We start from the raw sequence: 22,299 nt of genomic DNA, 5'->3' as shown, positions 1-22,299 counted from the left end.
ATGAAAAGGAGACAAGCATTAAAGAATATAGGATTAGGTGCGGGCTTATTCGTTATAGGTCCATCCACATTAAGTTTACTGCAAAGTTGCAAGAGCGAACCCGAATATGACTGGCAACCGGTTTTTCTAACCGCTTCTCATGGATATGCTCTTAAAAAGGTGCTGAATGTTATTTTACCTTCTTCAGATACCCCTGGAGCATCAGACCTTAATATTCCACAATTTATAGACGCTTATATGGATAAGGTCGAGGATTTGGAACGAAGGGAGAAGTTTCAGGAATCTGCAGATGCCTTTGCCAGAGCTTTCAAAGAAGAATTTGATAAAGAGCAAGAGGAAGGAAAGGATGAAGATTTTGAAAATCTTATAAAGAAATACCTGAAGGCTACACCTGCACAGAGAGAAAAATTCGTACGAAGAAATACTGAAACACAGGATGCTATTAGGGATCCTGAATATGTTATGAATAATGATAAAGGAGCTTATGCTTACCTAACAACTGTAAGGAATATGGGCATATGGGCGTGGAAGAATAGCGAAGAAGTTGGTGAAAATGTGATGTGGTATGATCCTATTCCCGGGCAGTACATCCCTTGTGGGCCTGTAGATGAACTTGGGCAGGGAAAAGCAATGTCATTGTAGGAACGGGAAGAATATTTATTGACATAAGCCAGAATCGGCAATTCTCGATATATAATATTTATAGTAAAGGGTTAGTTATTGGTGGAAAATTCTCAATTAGGAATATGATATTCTAAGCTTAATTCTTTCCAGAAAATAATCAAATATTGAAATTTTTGTCGGGTTAATTAAGGATTCAGAAGATTCAACAGATTTTAAAATTCTTTAATTTTTGTAGTTTAATAACTTTATTAACAATTTTTTATATAAATTGAGGGCAGTTCAGAAATTTTTCTGAGCGTTTTCCAACTAAAACGTATTTTTTATGAAACAAATTATCTTTAGGGGCCTATTGTTTATTTCGGTCTTCCTTTTTTATGGGATGGTAAATGCACAGCAGACGGTGACCGGGACGGTGACCGATGAGACTGGTCCGCTACCCGGCGCGACCGTGGCAATTAAAGGAACCTCGACAGGAACTACAACAGATTTTGACGGAAATTACACACTTAACGATGTACCGGCAGATGGAACTCTTGTATTTAGTTTCGTAGGTTACGAAACCCAGGAAGTCCCTGTTGAAGGCAGAACTACAATTGACGTAAACCTGGCAACCGATGCTTCTGAACTTGATGAAGTTGTATTGATTGGTTATGGTCAAACAACAGTGCGGGATGCAACCGGAGCTGTATCGTCAGTTAAATCTGAAGAATTTAACAAGGGTATAAACACTTCCCCAGACCAGTTATTACAAGGTAGGGTAGCAGGTGTTCAGATCACCCAGGCCAGTGGTGAACCTGGAGCTGGTGCCAATATTAGAGTAAGAGGTACCTCCTCGATAAGGGCCGGAAACGATCCTTTGATCGTTGTTGATGGTGTTCCTTTAAGTGGAGGAAATGTTAGTCCAGGAAGTGATACCGGGCTTGGGAGAAGAGGTTCTACCAACCCTTTGGCGTTTATAAACTCTAGTGATATCGCCAGTATCGATATTTTGAAAGATGCATCGGCGACGGCAATCTATGGTTCCCGTGGTGCTAATGGTGTTGTTTTGATCACAACTCGTGGTGGAAGAAGCGGTAAGCCGCAGGTGAGTTTTAATTCATCTTTCCAGTCCAGCACAATCTCTAATGAATATGATCTGATTTCGGCAGATGACTATCCAGGGATAGCCAACAGCGTTGGTAACCCGAATCCGGACCTTGGAGCTCGTTTAGATCCATTAGGTTCAATTTTAAGAACTGCCTTTACTCAACAACATGATTTTTCATATGGTTCTGGAGGAGAGACCGGGAATTATAGAATTTCCCTTGGTATCCTTGATCAGGAAGGTATTGTAAAAGGTACAGGTCAGGAAAAGTATACTGGTAATATCAATATTACTCAACGTGCTTTTGATGATGTGGTTACTTTTAAGTCTAATATCATCTATTCCTATATTAAGGATGATGGAGAAGCGATCTTTGAGAATGCTTCTGCAGAGGGGGATTTAATGTCTTCAACTCTAAGATGGAATCCAACCAGACCATTCTTTAATGAGGACGGCACTTATAACCAGCCAAGTGATAACCAGAGAAACCCTCAGGCTTTCCTTGATTATTTTGAAGATAAAACAGAAACATCAAGGATTCTTGCAAACCTTTCTACTACAATAAATATTACGGAAGGACTGGATTATAAATTCAATATTGGTCTAGACAGAAGTGAGTCTACCAGAAGAACTTCTATTTCTAGTGATTTTAATGCTAATAACATTTTAGGACGAGGAGTAGCTTCTTACGAGGATAACTATAACTTCAATAAATTATTCGAGCATACCTTAAGCTACAATTCAGATATCGCAGCAAACCTAAAACTGGATGCTGTTGTTGGTTATTCTTATCAGAGTTTCGAAGCTAAAGGGAATAGTTTAATTGCTCGTGACTTCAGTATTGCAGATCAGGATAAGTATATTAAGGATATTGGTTATGCAGCTACTATCCAGCCAACCGATGTGCTGGCATACTATAATCCATCTTCAGAGTTACAGTCTTTCTTTGGTAGAGCGAACTTCAATTATAACAGCAAATATTTATTAACAGCTACTTTAAGAGCCGATGGTTCCAGTAAGTTTGGTAGTAACAACAGATATGGTTATTTCCCTTCTGTAGGTGCTGCCTGGAGAATTGTTGAAGAAGGATTCTTACCTGTTGCTATTTCAGATCTTAAGTTAAGAGGTAGCTGGGGTATCACTGGTAACCAGGAATTCCCTGCTGGTTCTGCACAAACTCAGTTTGGTCCTACAGATGATGGTTCAGCAGTACAACAGGTTAACGTAGCAAACCCTGATCTACAATGGGAAACTACCGAGCAATTTGGTGTAGGTATAGATTTTGGATTTGCTAGTGATAGAATTACAGGATCTTTAGATTACTTCAATAGAAAAACTAATGATCTTTTATTTAGATTGCCAGCGATTCAGCCGGCTCCAAACGTAAATTACTGGACAAACTTTGATGATATCGAAATTGAGAACGAAGGTTTTGAGATCTCTTTAAATGCTAATGTTATTCAAAGTGAAGACTGGACATTTGATGTGTCATATAACATGGCATTTCTTGATAACACCATTAGTAATGTAAGTAATCAGTTCCCTATTGGTATACCAACCGGGGAGGTTAATGGTAGAAGTTTAACTGGACAAAGATCACAGTTACTTTATGACAACCAACCTCTATATGCTTTTTACCTTCCAGTATTTAATGGATATGACGCGAACGGGGCACCAACTTACGTAGATGTAAATGGTGATGGCACGGTAAATCCTAACTTTGATGGTCCTGGAAGAACATCAGATAGGGATTTCGTAGGTGATCCAAACCCTGATATTACTTTAGGTATTGGTTTGAATGCAACTTTTAGAAATTTCGATTTCAGTGCAAATCTAAACGGTGCATATGGTCATCAGGTATACGATAACACCAATGCAGCATTATTCTATAAAGCAGCAGTTGCCAATGGAGATAATGCCACTTACGCAGAGGTTAATTCGAATGCCGATGCTGCAAATGGAGGACCATTCCTATCTACGAAAGATCTACAAAGCGGGGACTTCTTGAGACTTAATAGTGCTTCTATTGGTTATACCTTTATGGGGCAGGAAGACTTTTCTCTGGAATGGATGAAATCTTTACGTATATATGTTGCGGGACAGAACCTTTTTGTAATTACACCTTATGATGGATTTGACCCAGAGGTGAATGTGAATAAAGCTATTGACGGGGTTCCATCTTTTGGTATAGATTATACTTCCTATCCAAGAAGCAGAAGCTTTACGGTAGGGATAAATGCAAACTTTTAATAAAATATTCTTATGAAAAAAATAGTATTAATTTTATTCGTTAGCGTTCTTGCATTCGGGTGTACTACCCTGGATGAAGAATTGAACGATACAGTTGGCAGCGAAGTTGCTGCTACTACTGCAGATACAGAGTCACTGCTCATATCGGCCTACCAGGCAATGAGAATCTTTGATACTCAGGATAATATATTTGCATTGCAAGAGCATACGTCTGATGAGTTGGCTGGACCAACACGTGGACCAGACTGGGATGATGGTGGTGTATGGAGAAACCTGCATACTCACAACTGGGCGAGTTCTAATAACTTTATAAATAGTGCCTATACCGGTTTATTGAGTGGGATATTCCGCTCAACACAGGTATTGGAATTTGATCCAACTCCTGCACAGGCTGCGCAGGCAAGATTTTTAAGAGCATTTTTCGCTTTTCACTTAGTAGATAACTTTGGATTGGTTTTAGGTAGAGAGCCTGGAGAAGACCTTACGGCACCTCCATCTATTACTCTAAACAGACCTGAAGGTATTAATTTCGTGATCGCAGAACTGGAAGAGATCATTGATGATCTGCCAGATACTGGAGATGCTACCGTAGCAAATAGAAATGCAGCTCACTTCTTACTGGCGAAAGCTTATTTGAACAAGGCGGTATATATGGCAACAGATCCAAGTACAAATGCTGCCTCAGCAGGTCCATTTAGTTTTGACGCTGGAGACATGAATACCGTTATCTCTCATGTTGATGCGATAGTTAGCTCTGGAGATTATGAATTGGAAACCATGTATTTTGATAATTTCTCTCCAACGAATACAGATGATAGTTCTGAAAATATATTCGTGAGTGAGAATGTTAGAGGTAATAACCCTGCCAATACGCACTCAAGATGGCATATGACCCTGCATTACAATAGCCAGCCTGATGGATGGAATGGTTTTGTTACGCTTGCAGAAATATATGACCTTTATGAAGATGGAGATATGAGAAGAGAATTCACTCCAGATTATTTCGAAGGAAATACTGGTATGAATGCAGGATTCTTATTAGGTCAGCAATATGCTGCAGACGGTACTCCGCTTGAAGATAGAAACGGTGATCCATTAGCCTTTACTAAAGACTTTTCTCTTACTGCCTCTAGCGAGGTTGCAGGGATCAGGGTAATTAAATATCCTGTTGACTTTACTAGCATAGGTTCTGTAGGTAACGATTATGTTCATTTTAGATTAGCTGATGCTTTATTAATGAAGGCTGAAGCGATCTTAAGAGGTGGATCAGCTACAATGGGAGATACTCCGGAATCTTTGGTTAATTCTATAAGAACTTTAAGAGGAACTTCAGATCTTACTGGAATAACCTTAGATGATATCCTTGATGAAAGAGCCAGAGAATTGTACTGGGAAGGATGGAGAAGAAATGATCAAATTCGTTTCTCTACATTCCTTGATGCGCATCATGAAAAACCAGCATCTTCAGAACAGTATTTACTGTTTCCGATTCCGCCGGCAGCATTGTCTACCAATCCTAATTTAACCCAGAATCCTGGATATTAATTAGCTTTTGTATTTCATAAATAAAAGCCTTTCCGTAATTTGGAAAGGCTTTTAATTTATAACAGCATAACCCCAAATAGTTGATATTGAAAAGACTGGTTTTATTATTGTGTTTTCTATTCCTAATTTTCTCCTGTTCAAAGGAAACTCCAAAAGATGAGAATTTCAGGTTTCAAATGCTCCCTTCAGAAGTAAGCGGCATAGATTTCAGGAATGAGATCACTTCTTCTAAAGATCTCAATATCCTGAATTACCTTTATTTCTATAATGGCGCTGGTGTAGCCGCGGCCGATTTTAATAATGATGGACTTACAGATCTTTATTTCGCAGCTAATATGGATAGCGATAAACTGTATCTCAACCAGGGTGATTTTAAGTTCAACGAAGTTTCTAAAACTGCCGGAATTCTTCAAAAAACTTCATGGTCTAACGGGGTAACCACGGTAGATATCAATAACGATGGGCTTCTGGATATTTATGTTTGTGAAGTAGGCAATTATAAGAGCTTAAAAGGACGTAATAAATTATATATCAACCAGGGTCAGGATGCAGACGGTACACCCATTTTTAAGGAGGAAGCTGCAAAATATAATTTAGATTTTAGTGGAATGTCCACCCAATCGGCGTTTTTCGATTATGACCTGGATGGTGACCTGGATGTTTTTATTATGAACCATTCCGTTCATCCAAACTCAAATTATGGCATTGGCGAAACCAGGAAAGAAACAGACAGCATTTCCGGTGACCGGCTATTTAGAAATGATAACGGTAGCTTTACCGATGTTTCTAAAGAAAGTGGCATCTATAGCAGTAAAATTGGTTATGGGCTTGGTCTGGCGATAGGTGATCTAAATAATGATGGTTATCCAGATATTTATGTAGGGAATGATTTCTTTGAAAATGATTACCTGTATATCAATCAGAAGGATGGAACCTTTAAAGACCATATTTCATTAGAGAATAGTGGGATAGCACATACTTCGCATTATTCCATGGGTGTTGATATTGCCGATTTTAATAATGATGGATTACAGGATATAATAAGTCTGGACATGCTTCCTGAAGATCTTACCACTTACAAGGCTTCGGGCACAGATTACTCTTACCAGATCTACCATAATTATCTGAATAAGGGATATGCCAACCAGTATATGCAGAATGCGCTGCAGCTGAATCAGGGGAATTTCAATTTCAGTGAAATAGCACATCTTTCAGGGATAGCGGCAACAGAATGGAGTTGGGCGCCATTATTCGCAGATCTTGATAATGATGGGGTAAAGGATCTTTTTATCTCCAACGGAATTCTTGGAGCTACCAACGATATGGACTATATAAGCTTTATAGCCAATGAGAATATTCAGAAACGTCTCAGTAAGGGAATGAACGATCAGGATCTAAAGATCATCGATGAGATCCCTGAGAAAAGAACTGCCAATTATTTTTTCAGAAATGCCGGGGAACTCCAATTCGAAAATATGGACTCGAAGTGGATCAATAGCGAGGAATCCTTTAGTAACGGGGCTGTTTATGCAGATCTAGATAATGATGGTGACCTGGACCTTGTTACCAATAATGTGAATTCTAAAGCCTCTGTATATGAAAACCTAAGTCGTGATAAGGATAGTTCGCATTATTTACAGATAAAATTCAATGGTCCTGAAACTAACAAATTTGGAATAGGAGCAAAAGTGACATTATATCACGGAGATAAAATTCAGATCGCGGAGAATTATCCAACTCGTGGTTTCATGTCTGCGGTTGCTCCAGAACTTCATTTTGGACTTGGTAAGCTAAATAATATAGATTCAATTGATATCTCTTGGCCAGGAGGTTTTCAGCAACGCCTTCGGAATGTTAAGCCAGATCAAAAATTGCAGATCAAGTTTGAGTATGCTAATAAATCCTCTGAAAGTTTAGATAATCTAAGGCCCGAAACAGAAAAGTTTTTGGTAAACAAAACCCATAAGGAATACTCATTTAAAGATTTCTCTTACGAACCTTTGATTCCCTATTCTCAGTCCAACCTTGGTCCGTCGGTTTCTGTTATAGACTTCAATAAGGACGGCAGGGACGATATTTTTATTTCAGGAGATCAATTTAATCCTGGGAAAATGTGGCAGCAAAATGCTGACGGCAGTTTTGGTATTGTAAAGGAAATTCAACTGAGTTCAAATTCCCTGGAGCCGGTAGACCAGGTATTCTTAGATATGAATAATGATGCTGCTCTGGATCTAATAATTGCTTATGGAGGTACAGATCCTAATAATATCAATAAAAATCACCCGGAGCTGTATTTAAATAAGAATGGGACTTTAGAAAAAACACAACTTCTGAAAGATGTTGAGATCAATGCTTCGGTGATAAGATCGGCAGATTTTAATAATGATGGCTTTGAAGATATTTTTATCGGGAGCAATTCAGATTATGGAAGTTATGGAAAAAGCCAGGATGCTATAATATTGCTCAATGAAAATGGATCTGGTTTCAGCAAATCTGAAGCTTCTTCAAGATCTTTGAAAGATCTGGGAATGGTCTATGACGCTAAAATTATAGATATGAATGCAGATGGTCTACCAGATATAGTCATCGGAGGACATTATATGCCAATAACTCTTCTTATAAATAATGGGGAAGGAGGTTTTATCAAAAAAGAAATACCTGATACTGAAGGTTGGTGGAACTCTGTAGCGATAGAGGATTTTGATTCAGACGGGGATATGGATATCATTGCTGGTAACTGGGGTCTCAACAGCAGGTTAAAAGCCAGTTCTGATAGTCCTTTACAGCTTTACCTGAATGATTTTGACGATAACGGGAAGGTTGATCCTATACTTACTTATTTTTACCAGGACCGAGAAACTCCGCTGGTTACGAAAGACGAAATTACCAAGCAGATTCCGCAATTGAATAAATCTTTTTTATCCTATACAGATTTCGCAGAAGCAGATTTTAATGATTATTTTTCGGAAGGGAAAATTGATAACGCAATAAAGAAAAAGGTCGTAACCCTGGAAACTACTTTATTTGAAAATACAGGAGATCTTCAATTTTCAAAAAGAACCCTGCCGAGGGAAGTACAATTTTCTTCGGTTCATGATATTCTGCTAACCGATATGGATAACGACGGTTTAACAGACCTTGTTCTGGGAGGTAATAATTATCATGTGAACACCCAACTGGGCAGGCTGGACGCAAGTAAAGGCGTAATACTTCGAAATAAAGGCAACTTGAATTTTGAACTTATAAGGAACAAACTCTACATTAATGGACCGGTTAAGTCTATAAATAAAGTAAAAGTTTTAGATGAGAATTATCTCATTTTCGGAATAAACAATGATCGTACACAGTTCGTGAAATACCCCAAATTCAATGATTAAAAAGACTTTTAAAATATTATTGGTTCTTTTAGCAGTTTCCTGCGGAAAGGATAAGGAGCAAACAGAGGCGCAGCCGGCTGAAGACTTACTTTTCACTGAAATGCCTTCAGACTCTACAGGAATAGATTTCATCAATAAGGTTGAAAACGAGAAGGATTTCAATATTTTCAATTATAGAAATTTTTACAACGGGGGAGGAGTAGGAATTGGTGATCTAAATAATGATGGCTTGCCAGATGTTTATTTGACGGCGAATAGAAAGAAGAACAAGCTTTATCTCAATAAAGGGAATTTCAAGTTTGAAGATATTACTGAATCCTCTGGAGCAGAGGGGAGCAGGTCATGGTCTACCGGGGTGACTATGGTAGATATTAATGCCGACGGATTTTTGGATATCTACGTGTGCAATGCCGGTAACCTGGAAGGTGACGATAAAAAGAACGAACTATTTATTAATAATGGTGACCTGACCTTTACCGAAAAGGCTGCTGAATATAATCTTGACGATAGCGGTTTTGGAACCCATGCAGCTTTTTTTGATTATGATGCAGATGGGGACCTGGATGTATACATACTTAATAATAGTTTTATACCGGTAAGCAGTCTTGGTTATGTGAATAAAAGAGAAACACGCAGTGAAGACTGGGATATACCTGAGCCATTAAAAGGAGGAGGGGATAAATTATTACGAAACGATGATGGCCGGTTTACCGATGTAAGCGAGGAAGCTGGAATCTACGGGAGTTTGATTGGTTTTGGATTAGGTGTGACCATAGGAGATATCAACGGAGATATTTTGCCAGATATCTACGTTTCCAACGATTTTTATGAGCGCGATTACCTGTATATAAATCAGGGAGACGGCACTTTTAAGGAGCAAATTAAGGATTACATGCAGCATCTAAGTCTTTCTTCTATGGGTGCTGATATGGCCGACCTGAATAATGACGGATTGCCTGAAATATTCGTGACCGATATGCTTCCCGAGGACGACGCCCGCCTCAAGGAAACCGGGGATTATGAAAGATATGATCTTTTTCAGCTTAAGAAAAGCAGGGATTTCTATAATCAGTATATGCAAAATACCCTGCAGTTGAATAATGGTGATGGTACGTTTTCTGAAATCGCCCATTTTAGCGGGGTGGCAAAAACCGACTGGAGTTGGGGTGCTTTGTTATTTGATATGGATAATGATGGCTATCGCGATATTTTTGTGAGCAATGGTATTTTTCATGATCTGACCAATAATGATTTCATGGACTTTTTTGCCAACGATATCATTCAAAAAATGAGCATCACTGGAAAAAAAGAAGATATCGATAAGGTCATAAATAAAATGCCTTCTACGCCAATACCTAATTATGCGTTTAAAAATGGCCAGGACCTGGTATTTGAAAATAAGGCCGAGGAGTGGGGGCTGGACGATCCAGGTTTTTCCAATGGCGCTGCTTATGCCGATCTGGATAATGACGGAGACCTTGATCTTATTGTAAATAACTTCAATATGCCTGCTTTCGTTTATAAAAACAACAGCGAAAGGTATGATAAGAATTTTATAAAGCTAAAGGTAAAAGGTGAAGGCAAAAATACTATGGCTGTAGGGAGTATAATCGATCTATACGCTAATGGAGAGATCATAAGACAGGAATTGATTCCAACCAGAGGTTTTCAGTCTTCGGTAGATTATGTGCAAACCATAGGTCTTGGTGATAAAGAAAAGATAGATTCCGTACAGATCATTTTTCCAGATAAAAAACGAATGCTAGTAAAAGACCCTGAATTAAATTCCACTTTGGTTCTTGATCAATCTAAAGCGAACATGGAATGGTCAAAAAGCAAAGAAGATAAAACTACCTGGTTTCAGGAAGTCGCGACCAATTTCGAGCCTCAGTCGGAAGACAGGCACGTGGATTTTGATTATGAAGGTCTTATTCCTAAAATGCAATCCCAGGAAGGTCCGGCCATGGCTGTTGCCGACATCGATAACGATGGTAATGATGATGTTTATCTTGGAGGTTCTTTTGGGACTTCTGGAAGGATCTATCTTCAGAAAAAAGCTGGAGAATTAAAACAGATAGCTTTTGATGCCGGAGTGAATTTTGAAGATACAGATGCTGAATTTGTGGATATAGACGGAGATAATGACCTTGATTTACTGGTAAGCTCCGGAGGAAATTTCAAGAATGCCAGAACAGGTCTTCGCGTTTATATTAATAATGGAAATTTAGAATTCAGCGATTACAGGATCGTGTCATATTCTCCTAATAATACCTCTAATGTAGAAACAGCCGATATCGACAACGATGGAGATATGGATATTTTCCTCGGAGTATATACCGTTCCAGGGATCTATGGACTTAAGGTTTCCAGTGTTCTGCTGGAAAATGATGGAAAAGGAGAATTTAAAGATATTACTGAATCTGCTGCTCCGGGATTGAAGAATATCGGAATGGTGAAAGCTGCGGTTTTTGAAGATCTTAATGGAGATGGGCAGAAAGACCTTACCGTGGTAGGAGAATGGATGAGCCCTAAGATCTTCCTGAACGAGAAAGGGAATTTTATCCTGAAGGAAAATGAATTATCTGAATATTCAGGCTTGTATAACAGCGTCCTGGCGCAAGATCTTAACAATGATGGGTTTCCAGACCTGGTTCTCGGGAATAGGGGATCTAATGCTAGTTATCAGGCTTCTAAGACCGAACCTGCTAAAATGTTCGTGACAGATTTTGACTTGAATGGTACTACAGAACAGGTTTTTACTAAAACCATAAATGGCAGGGATATTCCTTTACACACTAAAAGGGAGCTGGCCGGGCAAATTGTTTCTATTAAGAAACAGAATATGAAGTTCAGTGAGTATTCCAACAAATCTATCCAGGAACTTTTTGGTGCTGATATACTTGAAAAAGCTGAAGTAAGTGTGATCCATAATTTTAAAAGTATCGTCGCATATAATGACGGGAACGCTAATTTCAGAATAGAAGCCTTGCCTGCCCAGGCTCAATATTCCTGCATCTGTAGTATAAATACTGGTGATTTTAATAAGGATGGGAAACAAGACCTTATCCTCGCTGGGAACAATTACTCCTTAAAACCTCAGTTTGGCAGGCTGGATGCCAGTTTTGGCACAATACTACTAAATGATCAGAATGGTTTTAAAGTAGCAGAATCTGAAGATTCCGGATTGCTTTTAAAAGGTGAAGTTAAGGCCATGAAATGGCTGAAAGACAAGAATGGTAACGAATATCTGCTTGCGGGTATTACCAATGCCAAACCCAAATTATTTAAGCGCAATGAGTAGAATTTCATGGGGCTTTCTTTTATCGATTTTTATCCTTCTTTATTCCTGTGCAAAGGAAAAAAATGAAGATTTGGAGAAGGATACAGATCATCTTTTTACTAAACTTAGTTCTGAAGAAACTGGCGTTGATTTTCGAAACGACCTTACCGAAACCGATTCTTTAAACATCCTGGAATACCTCTATTATTACAATGGAGGAGGAGTCGCGATTGGTGACATCAATAATGATGGGCTGCAGGATATATTCTTTACCTCGAACCAGGATAAGAACCGTTTGTTCCTGAACCAGGGAAATATGAAATTTCAGGATATTTCGAAATCCGCAGGAATCTCGGGTAATTCAGACTGGAATACCGGGGTGACCATGGCCGATGTGAATGCAGACGGATTGCTGGATATTTATGTGCTGGCTGTAAGTGGAATTCATGGCTTAAAAGGAAGAAATGAATTATTCATAAATAACGGTGACAATACCTTTACCGAGGCTGCTGAAAAATATGGTATAGGATTGAAGAATTATGGAACTTCGGCTAGCTTCTTCGATTATGATAATGATGGAGATCTGGATCTTTATGTCTTGAATCATGCGGTACATACAGATGAATCTTTTAGCCCCGCAGATATCAGGAAACGACGTTCAGAGCCTAGCGGAGATAAACTTTTCGAATTCCGAAATGGAAAATTCCATGATGTAAGTGAACAGGCAGGGATTTTTGGTGGTCCTAATGGCTATGGCCTGGGAGTTGCCACTGCCGATCTTAATAACGACGGATTTACAGATATTTACGTGAGTAACGATTTTCATGAGGATGATTATCTCTACATAAACAATGGTGACGGGACTTTCACTGAGCAGATCAAGAACAAAATGACCCAGGTGAGTCGGTTTTCCATGGGTAGCGATGTAGCAGATATAAATCATGATGGCTATCCAGACATCCTTTCAGTAGATATGTTGCCCGAAGATGAGACTGCTTTAAAGGCTTCTGTGGGAGATGAAGATATCAATATTCTGAACCTGAGGATGAAATACGGCTATCACCGTCAGTTCAGCCGAAATATGCTGCAATTAAACAATCGTGGCGAAAATTTCCAGGAAATTGCTCTTTTGAGCGGAATTGAAGCAACAGATTGGAGCTGGTCTCCCTTATTTGCAGATTATGATATGGACGGCGAAAAAGACCTGTTCATTTCCAATGGAATCGTGCGCAGGCCGAATAACCTGGATTATATAAAATTCATCTCGAATTCCCAGATTAATAAGAAAAATGATGACTCTAAATTTATGGATAAGGAGTCATTGAATCTTATGCCTGAAGGCAAGGTGAATAATTATTTTTTCAGGGGAACAAATGATCTCGCTTTTCAGGACCTTTCTTCTAAATGGGTAACTCCAGAAGCTTCATTTTCCAACGGAAGTGCCTATGGTGATCTGGATAATGATGGTGATCTGGACCTGGTGACCAATAATATTAACGCAGAGGCCTTTATTTATAAGAATTCAGCTTCTGAAAAGAATAATTACCTTAGAATCCAATTCGAAGGCAATGATAAAAACACCTTTGGGATCGGGACAAAGGTATATTCATTTCATAATGGAAAATTACAGTTCCAGCAGCTCTTTAATAGTAAAGGATTTGAATCATCCTCTGAGCCTTTGATCCATTTTGGATATGGAAATACGAAAATCATAGATTCTTTACATATTATTTGGCCAGCAGGGACAGTTCAAAAATTATATAAGGTTGAGACAAATCAGAAACTTGTATTAACCCCACCTGAAAATTCAGATAATAGACCATATGCAATTAAGGATTTAGTAACAGCAAAAATGTTTGAACCTGTAGATAGCATTCCTGGATTTAAATATATTCATAAAGAGAACTCTTATAATGATTTCGATAGGCAAAAGCTTATTCCTTATAGAATTTCAGATGAAATGCCTGTTGCGGCTACCGGGGATCTTAATAATGATGGGCTGGAGGATATTTTTATTGGAAATTCCCGGGGAGTTAAATCTGAAGTTTATTTACAAACTGGTACCGGTCTTATTAAGATAGATTTCCCTTTTCTCGAGGAAACTACGAATGCTGAAGTGCGAGGAGTTGAGATCGCCGATTTTAATAATGATGGCAAGGATGATCTGTTTTTTGTTACCGGAGGTGGAGAGTTCAATGGAAAATTTGACGTACTAAAGGATAGCTACTGGACTCAGGTTTATGGGAACTGGAAAAAGATCGAGCTTCCGGTATATTATTCAGATGCCGGGGTGGTTGTATCTGCAGATATGGATAGAGATGGTGATCTTGATATATTTGTTGGAGGTCGTGCCATCGCAGGTGATTTTGGTAAAATTCCTGAATCATTTTTACTGGAAAATATCGGTGGGAAATTTCAACTGGTCACTAGTGAAGAGATCAAAAATGCCGGCCTGATCACCGACGCAATCTGGAGTGACGTTAACGGGGATGAATTTCCAGAACTGATCCTGGTAGGAGAGTGGATGGCGCCAAAGATCTTCGAAAATAATGAGGGTAAGTTGAATCTTTTAAATGATATTGGTTTAGATCAATTATCAGGACTGTGGCAAAGCATCGAAGCATTTGATATCGATGCAGACGGAGATCTTGATTATCTTCTTGGAAACTGGGGATTAAATTCAAAATTCAAAGCTTCGGCCGGGGCACCTTTACGCATGTACTATGGTGATATAGATGGAAATGGCAATTCTGAGACCATCCTCGCCCGGAATATAAATGGTGAATATTTTACTTTTGCCGGCCTGGATGAACTTACCGGGCAAATGAATTTTTTAAAGAAGAAATTCCCCAATTATAAAAAGTTTGCCGGTAAAAATGTAGGGGAGATTTACGGTGAATCCCTGTCTAAAATGACCATCAGAGAGATCAAAACAACAGAGTCTGGTTACCTGAGAAATGATGATGGAAAATTGGTTTTCATTCCTTTTAACAAAAATTTACAATTTGCGCCTATAAATGCTATATTAGTGCTTCAGGACGCGAGTCTAGATGATAAAATGGCGATACTTGCTGGGAACTATTTCGGGGTAACGCCTTATCATGGAGCCTTTGGAGCTTTTCCCGGGGCAGTTATAAATTCTGCTGGGAAAATTGCTACAATTAATAGCGGGATAGATTTTACAGGTAAACCTGTAAACAGCCTGATTGAAATTGAAATTAATAATAAAAGATACGTGATCGGGTTTTTGAACGATTCTAAACCGGTCATCTATAAATATCAGTATTCTAAATGAAGTTTTTGAAGTATACATTTATTCTTGCTTTATCCTTTTTAAGTTTTATTGCTTGTAAAAAGGACGAACCTATCGTGGTATCTACAGAAGATTATCATACGGCAGTTGATAAATTAACTGAAGTACAGGTGCATGATATTTTCTCTCCGCCGGTAGCAAGCAGGATCTATGCCTATTCGAACATTGCGGCTTACGAGGCTTTACAGGCAGGCGAGACTGAATATACCAGTTTGGCCGGGCAGCTAAATGAACTTACCCCAGTGCCTGCTCCTCAAGACACCACTGGCTTGAACCCAAGGATCTCATCTATCGTCGCTTTTTATGAAATAGGGAAGAGCCTTATTTTTTCGGAAGAAAGCATTGAGAAGTTCAGGGATAGTATCTATAAGAACTGGGAAAGTAAGAACCCGGAAAGTTTCAGGAAATCTAAGGAATACGGGCTACAGGTTGCAGACCATATAAAAGCATGGATGAAAAATGATAATTATGCCGCGACCCGAACCATGCCTAAGTTTTCTTTATATACCGATGACGAAAGCAGATGGCAGCCAACACCTCCTTCATATATGGATGGGATCGAACCTCACTGGATGAAAATAAGACCTTTCGTGATCGATTCTGCGGGGCAGTTTAAACCAGCTCCTCCACCGGAATTTTCCATGAAACCTGACTCTAAATTCTATCAGGAATTGATGGAAGTGTATGAAGTGAAAAAGGAAATGGATGAAATTGGAGACAGTGATGATAATGAAAAACTCGAAATTGCTAAATTCTGGGATTGTAATCCTTATGTATCTACACAGAAGGGGCATTTGATGTTCGCCACTAAAAAGATCACTCCTGGAGGACACTGGATTGGGATCACCAAGATCGCCTGTAGAAAATCGAATTCAGATTTTGATAAAACGGTTTATGCCTATACCAGGACTTCTATCGCCATGGCCGATGCTTTTATTAGTTGTTGGGATGAGAAGTACAGAAGCAGCCTGGTTAGACCAGAAACGCTTATTAATAAATATATAGATGAGAACTGGTCACCGGTGTTACAAACTCCTCCGTTTCCTGAATATACCAGTGGACATTCTGTAGTTTCTGGTGCTGCTGCGGTGGTGCTGACCGATATTTTTGGTGATAATTTCGCTTTTGAAGATGATACCGAGACGAATTATGGTTTGCCGGTAAGATCATTCAATTCTTTTAATGAAGCTTCCAGAGAAGCTGCAAATAGCAGGTTATTTGGTGGTATACATTACCGAGCGGCTATTGAAGTTGGTTTAAAACAAGGGCGCGAACTTGGTGCTTTCGTAGTAGAGAATTTAAAACTAAAAGGCGAAGACCAGAGCCTGGTTTCCAATTGATCATGAAGAAAATTTTAATCGTAGTTCTGGCACTTTGTGTTGCCGGTCTTGGCTGGTATCTTTTTATTAAAAAATATGATTATCAATTCGAAACTACAGCCAGGTTTGGCCCTGGCGCTGTTTCTTATGAGCTGTCGGAATGGAAAACCCTTGATGCAAATGGGAATTCAAAAGAAATAGAGATAACGGATAGAAGTGACTTTAATTCACTTACCCAACGAATAAAATTAGACAGCACCAACTCAATTGAGTTTAAATGGGAGTTGGAAAGAATCAATGATAGTGCTACTGCGATCACTCTAAATGTGTTATCTCAGAAAAATAAATTAGCTAATCGTATAGATATCGTAAATCCTTTTCAGGAAAGCGTATATATCGATACACTTAAAGAACAAGTGCTTTCTTTTAAAAGATCATTAATAGAGCATCAAAATCAATATAAAATAACTCCTGAAAAGTCTGTCGTAGAAACTCCTGAATTGGAATGTATTTGCAGTACTTCTAAAAATATACCGCTTACCGGGAAAGCTACTGAAATGATGAGTACAATTTCATTATTGGAAAATTATGTGCTTAGGAATAAGATCAACCTAAATGGCTTTCCATTTTTGAAGGTTACTAAATGGAACAGGGAAAAGGATCTCGTAGATTTTGACTTTTGTTTTCCGGTAGAGGATATAAGTAAGTTGGAAGAAACCGGTAAAATCAGCCTTAAGAAATATCCTTCTCAAAAGGCGCTAAAACTTGTATTTAATGGTAATTATCGGCTTTCACATGTTAGCTGGTTCGACCTGGTCTATATGGCTCAGGATCGTGGTATCGAAGTAGAAGAAGGACCTATGGAAATTTACCATGACAATCCAAAGATCGATAGTGACCATATGAACTGGGTAGCAGAAATTTATTTACCTGTTGCTGAATAGTTTTATCTCCGGCTAAGGAATTGCCAGCCTTAATTTTTGAGGAAGTATTTTAATATTTATCTCAGTTTTCTTGCCGATATACTCACCATCTATCTGAAAGGATACTGGTTTTCTACAGGTGATCTTTGCTTTTTTCGCGGGAATGATCTCTACAAAATCTGGATCAAGATCGGTTTCATTTCTAAGGGTCTTGAGTATTTCACCTAAGCTTAGTTTTTTAAAGATAAGGATCTCGAAAATGCCATCATCGGGAATACCATTGGGATTTACATTCGCACCGGTGCCATATTTTTTGACATTAGCGAAACCAAGTAATACGGCCTTTGCTTCCTGAAAAAAATCTTCTGTCTCGATAAGAAAATCGAAAGGATATTCACTTTGGATGAGGGTAGGAATGGACTGTATCAAATAGCCAAATTTCCCTCTGAAAGAAGAGTTCTCATAATTCCTGATGAGTTCTGCATTTATGCCAAGATCACTCATATGCAGACAGATGATATCATTCAAACAAAGCAGATCGATATCCTTGTAATTTTCACCCAGGGCAACCTCGATTTGTGAGTCCAGTTCTTCTGGCAGATCAAAATTCACCGCAAGACCATTAGCAGATCCAGAGGGAATAATGCCCAGAGTAAGGTCATAATCCTTGATGGCTTCAGCAACTAGATTAATGGTACCATCACCACCGGCAACCAGCACCCGGTCTATATTATGGTCCTCTATCTCTGATTGAATTTTATCCTTATCATTTTCTCCGGTGGTCATGTATAAATGATAACCAGCCTTTATTTGTTCTAAATGATCGTGAACCGTGGAGATGATCTTTTTTTTATCTGTGTGCCCCGCAATAGGATTTACAATCAATAAAACTTCCTTAAAATTCATTCTGTAATCTTTATGAAACGCCTAAAATTAAGTATTTTGGATTGAAGGAATTTTAAAAAAAGGCCAATATTTTGAAACTAGACCTTAAGTTGTACCGTGGATATGTGAATGATGAAGAACTCGTAGTTTTCGGGCATTTATTTGAATCCTGGGCACCAGATAAATTCAGTATTGAAAAGAAAGGTATCAAGCATGCCCACGCTATCCTTCATAAATTCAGGATCAAACCTCTGGAAAATTTTAAGGTCAGGTTAAAATTCAGGGATCTGGATGTAACTACGAAGACCCAGAAAGATGGCTATTTTAGATTTACTATTCCGTATAATACTCCTCTAGAGCCAGGCTGGCATGAATATGAAGTGACCTGCAAGATGTATGAGTTTGGGATGATAGAAAAGGGAGAGCTTTTAAAACCATATCCCAGCAAACTGGCCATAATTTCAGATATAGATGATACTTTCCTGATTTCCCATAGTAATAGCCTTTTTAAAAAGCTTTACGTGATGCTTTCCAAAAACATCAATAAAAGAAAGGTTTTTGACGATGTGGTGAAGCACTATACCCGGCTTAGTCAGGCTGGACAGAATAGTAAAGAGGCGACCAACTCCTTTTTCTATGTTTCCAGTAGCGAATGGAATTTATATGATTTCATATCTGAATTCGCCGATATGCATGAACTTCCAAAGGCAGTAATTAAGCTTAAAAAGATCAAAACGGGATTGCGCGATTTTGTAAGTACCGGCAGGGGGAACCACGATCATAAATTCATTAAGATCAAGGATATTATTTCATTCTATCCCAACCTTAAATATGTGCTTATGGGTGATGATTCGCAGCATGATCCCTATTTATATGAGAGAATCTGTAAAACCTTTCCCATGAATATCAAGGCGGTTTATATACGGCAAACTACCAGCAAGCAAAATGGGAAGGTGCAGAAAGTTTTATCGAATCTCGAGACAATGGATGTAAGTACCTGTTATTTCAGGGATAGTGAAAAAGCCATCCATCATTCTGAAAGAGAAAAAATAATCTGATCTCTTTTCTTTAATATTCGCTTACAGAATTACTTCAAGTTTTTCAATAATCTTTCCCAGGCCTGGTCATGAGCTTTTTTGTTTCCCGGCTCACCTTCAGGTTGGTGACCGCTTCTCATAAAAGCATGACCCGCATTATCATAGATCTCGTACTCGTATGTTTTTCCGGCTGCTTTCATATACTTTTCAGTTTCCTCAATAGTTGAGTTGACCCTGTTGTCGTTTCCTCCATAATATCCGTAAACGGGTGCGTTGATATTTGAGAATACTTCTTCATCTTTTGGTGCAGTCCCATAAAATACATGCGCCGAAGTTATATCAGGATTACTGGTGGCATACCTGAAGGTCTGGGAACCTCCCCAGCAGAAACCAACAACGGCTACCTCACCGGTAGAAGCAGGATCATTTTTAATGTATTCATATGCTGCATTCAGATCTGCCGTCACCTGATCTTTATCCAGGTCATAGATCGCTTCCCTTGCTGCATCAGGATTTTCAAAATCTGTAGTTTTCTTTTTTCCTTCTACTGTATTCGAAATAAGATCTGGCGCGATTACGAGGTAACCTTTTTCTGCAAGTATATCAGCGAATAGCCTGGCCCAGTCATTAAGTCCCCGGTTCTCATGAATAACGATCACGGGTTTCGCTTTTTCCTTTACCTCAGGATAAACTACGAATGCCTGAAACTCGCGATTACCATGGGAAAGAGTTACCCATTCATGATGTCTGGATGAACTAGAAAGTTCACCTGTCTCAGAATTTTCACTACTCATCTCACTCTTTTCGCTCTTATTCTTACATGAAAATAGTAAAGCAGCAAAGAGCATTAGGACGATCCCAGATCTAAAGTATTTCATAATATTGGTTGTTTTCTATCTAAAGGTACCTGAAGGAAAAACAACCAGACTTTCATGGCCATTTTTACCTACAGCGGCAACTCCAAACAAATAGTTATCTATTACAATTCCTTCTAAGGTAAATTCAGTAACATTTCCAACGAACCTGGAATTTTGCCATTGCGGCGCGGTAGTATCTCTCCAGTATATCTTAAAACCAGCAACATCTCCTTCTACAGCATCCCATCTTAATTTTGTACTGGGCTCAACAATTCCTCCAATTTCCACTTTGGCCGGCGCGGGTGGAGCCCAGGCCAGGCTGGCTAGATTAATAGCATTTACCGCAGTTAATTTCTTTGCGTAGTCAAAATTCACACCTTCTACCACATCGCCGTACTTAATTCCGTTCTCAGTGCGTATATCCTGGTGCTGACGGTTGTAGTTCTCATGTGCCTCCATAATTCTGACTCCGGCGAAACCAAGGTCATTAAAAGGCCTGTGATGACCTCCTCGGCCAAACCTGTCCAGACGATAGATCATCATAGGGTTCATTTCTGGCATATAGGTTTCTACATGATCATGAATATATCTGGCCAATTGTCTGGAAATACCATCAACTTCGCCACCATAAAACCTTCTCATTCTTCTTTCACGCTCAGTTTCGGTAGGAGGGATGGGTTCAGAAAAGATTCTGAAACTTCTATTATCGATAACTCCGTCAACACCTTCAATATTCCCGATCATATCGTTATTCAGAATTCCAATAACATCCCAGTTATTCTTCTTTGCATATTCAGCAAGACCTTTACCACCAAAAAGCCCCTGTTCCTCACCAGACAGGCCTACATAAATGATACTGCTTTCAAAATCGTATTTAGACAATACACGGGCAGCCTCAATTGTACCGGCCATTCCACTGGCATTATCATTGGCGCCAGGAGCATCTGTAGTGAAATCCATAGTATTACTTGCCCTGGAATCTATATCACCACTCATGATGACGTAGCGATTGGGATATTTAGTTCCTTTTTGAATAGCGACCACGTTTACCACCCAGGCTTCCTTAGGGATGCGTTCGCCATCTTCTGGGGTTACATAATCCTTTTGATAAAATACATCCAGGCAATTATCACATTTAGAAGAAATGTTCTCGAATTCAGATTTTATCCATCTTCTGGCGGCACCGATGCCTCTGGTATCAGAAACGGTATCACTAAAGGTGTTTCTCGTGCCAAAACCAGCCAGTTTTCTAATATCGTGTTCAATGCTGTCTGCCGATACTTCATCTATGATTTCATATAATCGTTGATCGGTTTCCTGGGCATTCGAATAAAAGGTTAGTCCGCTTAGGGCAATAAAGGTTAAGATCTTTCGAGGGGATAATTTCATGTTTTTCTTTTTATGAGCCTTCTAAAATACAGAAGTTTTGAAGATTTAAAAAAAGAAAGCCCCGAGGAAGACTCCCCGGGGCTTAGAAATATATTATTTCCTACAAATTAACTTGCCACATCATGCAATTCTGCTTTGGCCTGGTTAATTTTCTCTTCAGATTTTGAGCTTGCCAAATTAGCTTTCGTTCTAGCTTTAAGAGCTTCAACTTTATGATTTATTGAATCTGTAAAGTCGTGAATGCTTTTATTTGCGCCTTTGATGTAATCATCTCCTTTTTCAGTGATAGCTTTACGCGTATCTTTTCCTTTTTTAGGTGCATATAAAAGTCCCACAACTGCTCCTGCAACTGCTCCGGAAACTAATCCTAATAACAACTTTCCTGATTTCATAGTATTTGGTTTTAAATTGGTTTG

The 22,299-nt window shown here is 38.9% G+C and carries 13 protein-coding genes; 9 read left to right on the top strand and 4 right to left on the bottom strand.

Annotated features, from left to right (window positions below; all coding sequences use genetic code 11):
* From C8P64_RS09245 to C8P64_RS09210, 8 genes are all read left to right on the top strand, one after another.
* A complete protein-coding gene (locus C8P64_RS09245; RefSeq protein ID WP_108171784.1) occupies nucleotides 1-642 on the top strand; it encodes a gluconate 2-dehydrogenase subunit 3 family protein in 642 nt (213 codons plus the stop codon).
* A gap of 304 nt (nucleotides 643-946) precedes the next feature.
* A complete protein-coding gene (locus C8P64_RS09240; protein WP_108171783.1) occupies nucleotides 947-3,958 on the top strand; it encodes a SusC/RagA family TonB-linked outer membrane protein in 3,012 nt (1,003 codons plus the stop codon).
* Nucleotides 3,959-3,970: 12 nt separating this feature from the next.
* Nucleotides 3,971-5,503, top strand: a complete 1,533-nt coding sequence (locus tag C8P64_RS09235) for a RagB/SusD family nutrient uptake outer membrane protein (RefSeq protein ID WP_108171782.1) — start codon at nucleotides 3,971-3,973, stop codon at nucleotides 5,501-5,503.
* An 86-nt stretch (nucleotides 5,504-5,589) separates the two neighbouring features.
* Nucleotides 5,590-8,880 carry a VCBS repeat-containing protein gene (locus C8P64_RS09230; protein ID WP_245889687.1) on the top strand — a complete coding sequence of 1,097 codons (3,291 nt, stop codon included), beginning with the start codon at nucleotides 5,590-5,592 and terminating at the stop codon, nucleotides 8,878-8,880.
* Complete coding sequence (locus C8P64_RS09225) at nucleotides 8,873-12,181, top strand: VCBS repeat-containing protein (protein WP_108171781.1); 3,309 nt, start codon at nucleotides 8,873-8,875, stop codon at nucleotides 12,179-12,181. The genes C8P64_RS09230 and C8P64_RS09225 overlap by 8 nt, the downstream gene beginning before the upstream one ends.
* Complete coding sequence (locus tag C8P64_RS09220) at nucleotides 12,174-15,455, top strand: VCBS repeat-containing protein (protein WP_108171780.1); 3,282 nt, start codon at nucleotides 12,174-12,176, stop codon at nucleotides 15,453-15,455. The genes C8P64_RS09225 and C8P64_RS09220 overlap by 8 nt, the downstream gene beginning before the upstream one ends.
* Nucleotides 15,452-16,813 carry a vanadium-dependent haloperoxidase gene (locus C8P64_RS09215; RefSeq protein WP_108171779.1) on the top strand — a complete coding sequence of 454 codons (1,362 nt, stop codon included), beginning with the start codon at nucleotides 15,452-15,454 and terminating at the stop codon, nucleotides 16,811-16,813. The genes C8P64_RS09220 and C8P64_RS09215 overlap by 4 nt, the downstream gene beginning before the upstream one ends.
* Nucleotides 16,814-16,815: 2 nt before the next feature.
* Nucleotides 16,816-17,736 carry a GyrI-like domain-containing protein gene (locus tag C8P64_RS09210; protein ID WP_108171778.1) on the top strand — a complete coding sequence of 307 codons (921 nt, stop codon included), beginning with the start codon at nucleotides 16,816-16,818 and terminating at the stop codon, nucleotides 17,734-17,736.
* Nucleotides 17,737-17,748: 12 nt separating this feature from the next.
* Here the strand turns inward: C8P64_RS09210 and C8P64_RS09205 are convergent, their stop codons facing one another.
* A complete protein-coding gene (locus C8P64_RS09205; protein ID WP_108171777.1) occupies nucleotides 17,749-18,621 on the bottom strand; it encodes a diacylglycerol/lipid kinase family protein in 873 nt (290 codons plus the stop codon).
* Nucleotides 18,622-18,692: 71 nt separating this feature from the next.
* On the opposite strand from C8P64_RS09205, the gene C8P64_RS09200 reads away from it, so the two are divergent.
* Nucleotides 18,693-19,658, top strand: coding sequence for an App1 family protein (locus C8P64_RS09200; RefSeq protein WP_108171776.1), 966 nt, complete (start codon nucleotides 18,693-18,695; stop codon nucleotides 19,656-19,658).
* A gap of 29 nt (nucleotides 19,659-19,687) precedes the next feature.
* On the opposite strand, the gene C8P64_RS09195 is transcribed toward C8P64_RS09200, so the two are convergent.
* From C8P64_RS09195 to C8P64_RS09185, 3 genes are all read right to left on the bottom strand, one after another.
* Nucleotides 19,688-20,515, bottom strand: a complete 828-nt coding sequence (locus C8P64_RS09195) for a dienelactone hydrolase family protein (protein ID WP_108171775.1) — start codon at nucleotides 20,513-20,515, stop codon at nucleotides 19,688-19,690.
* Between the two features lie 15 nt (nucleotides 20,516-20,530).
* Nucleotides 20,531-21,883: a M28 family metallopeptidase gene (locus C8P64_RS09190; RefSeq protein WP_108171774.1), complete on the bottom strand. Its 1,353-nt coding sequence runs from the start codon at nucleotides 21,881-21,883 to the stop codon at nucleotides 20,531-20,533.
* A gap of 107 nt (nucleotides 21,884-21,990) precedes the next feature.
* A complete protein-coding gene (locus tag C8P64_RS09185) occupies nucleotides 21,991-22,275 on the bottom strand; it encodes a YtxH domain-containing protein (protein WP_245889686.1) in 285 nt (94 codons plus the stop codon).
* Nucleotides 22,276-22,299: the final 24 nt, after the last annotated feature.

The sequence above is a fragment of the Christiangramia gaetbulicola genome, from assembly GCF_003054225.1.
Taxonomy (GTDB): Bacteria; Bacteroidota; Bacteroidia; order Flavobacteriales; family Flavobacteriaceae; genus Christiangramia; species Christiangramia gaetbulicola.
The sequence above is the reverse complement of the archived record's forward strand: the minus strand, read 5'-3'. Positions and strand labels throughout refer to the sequence as shown.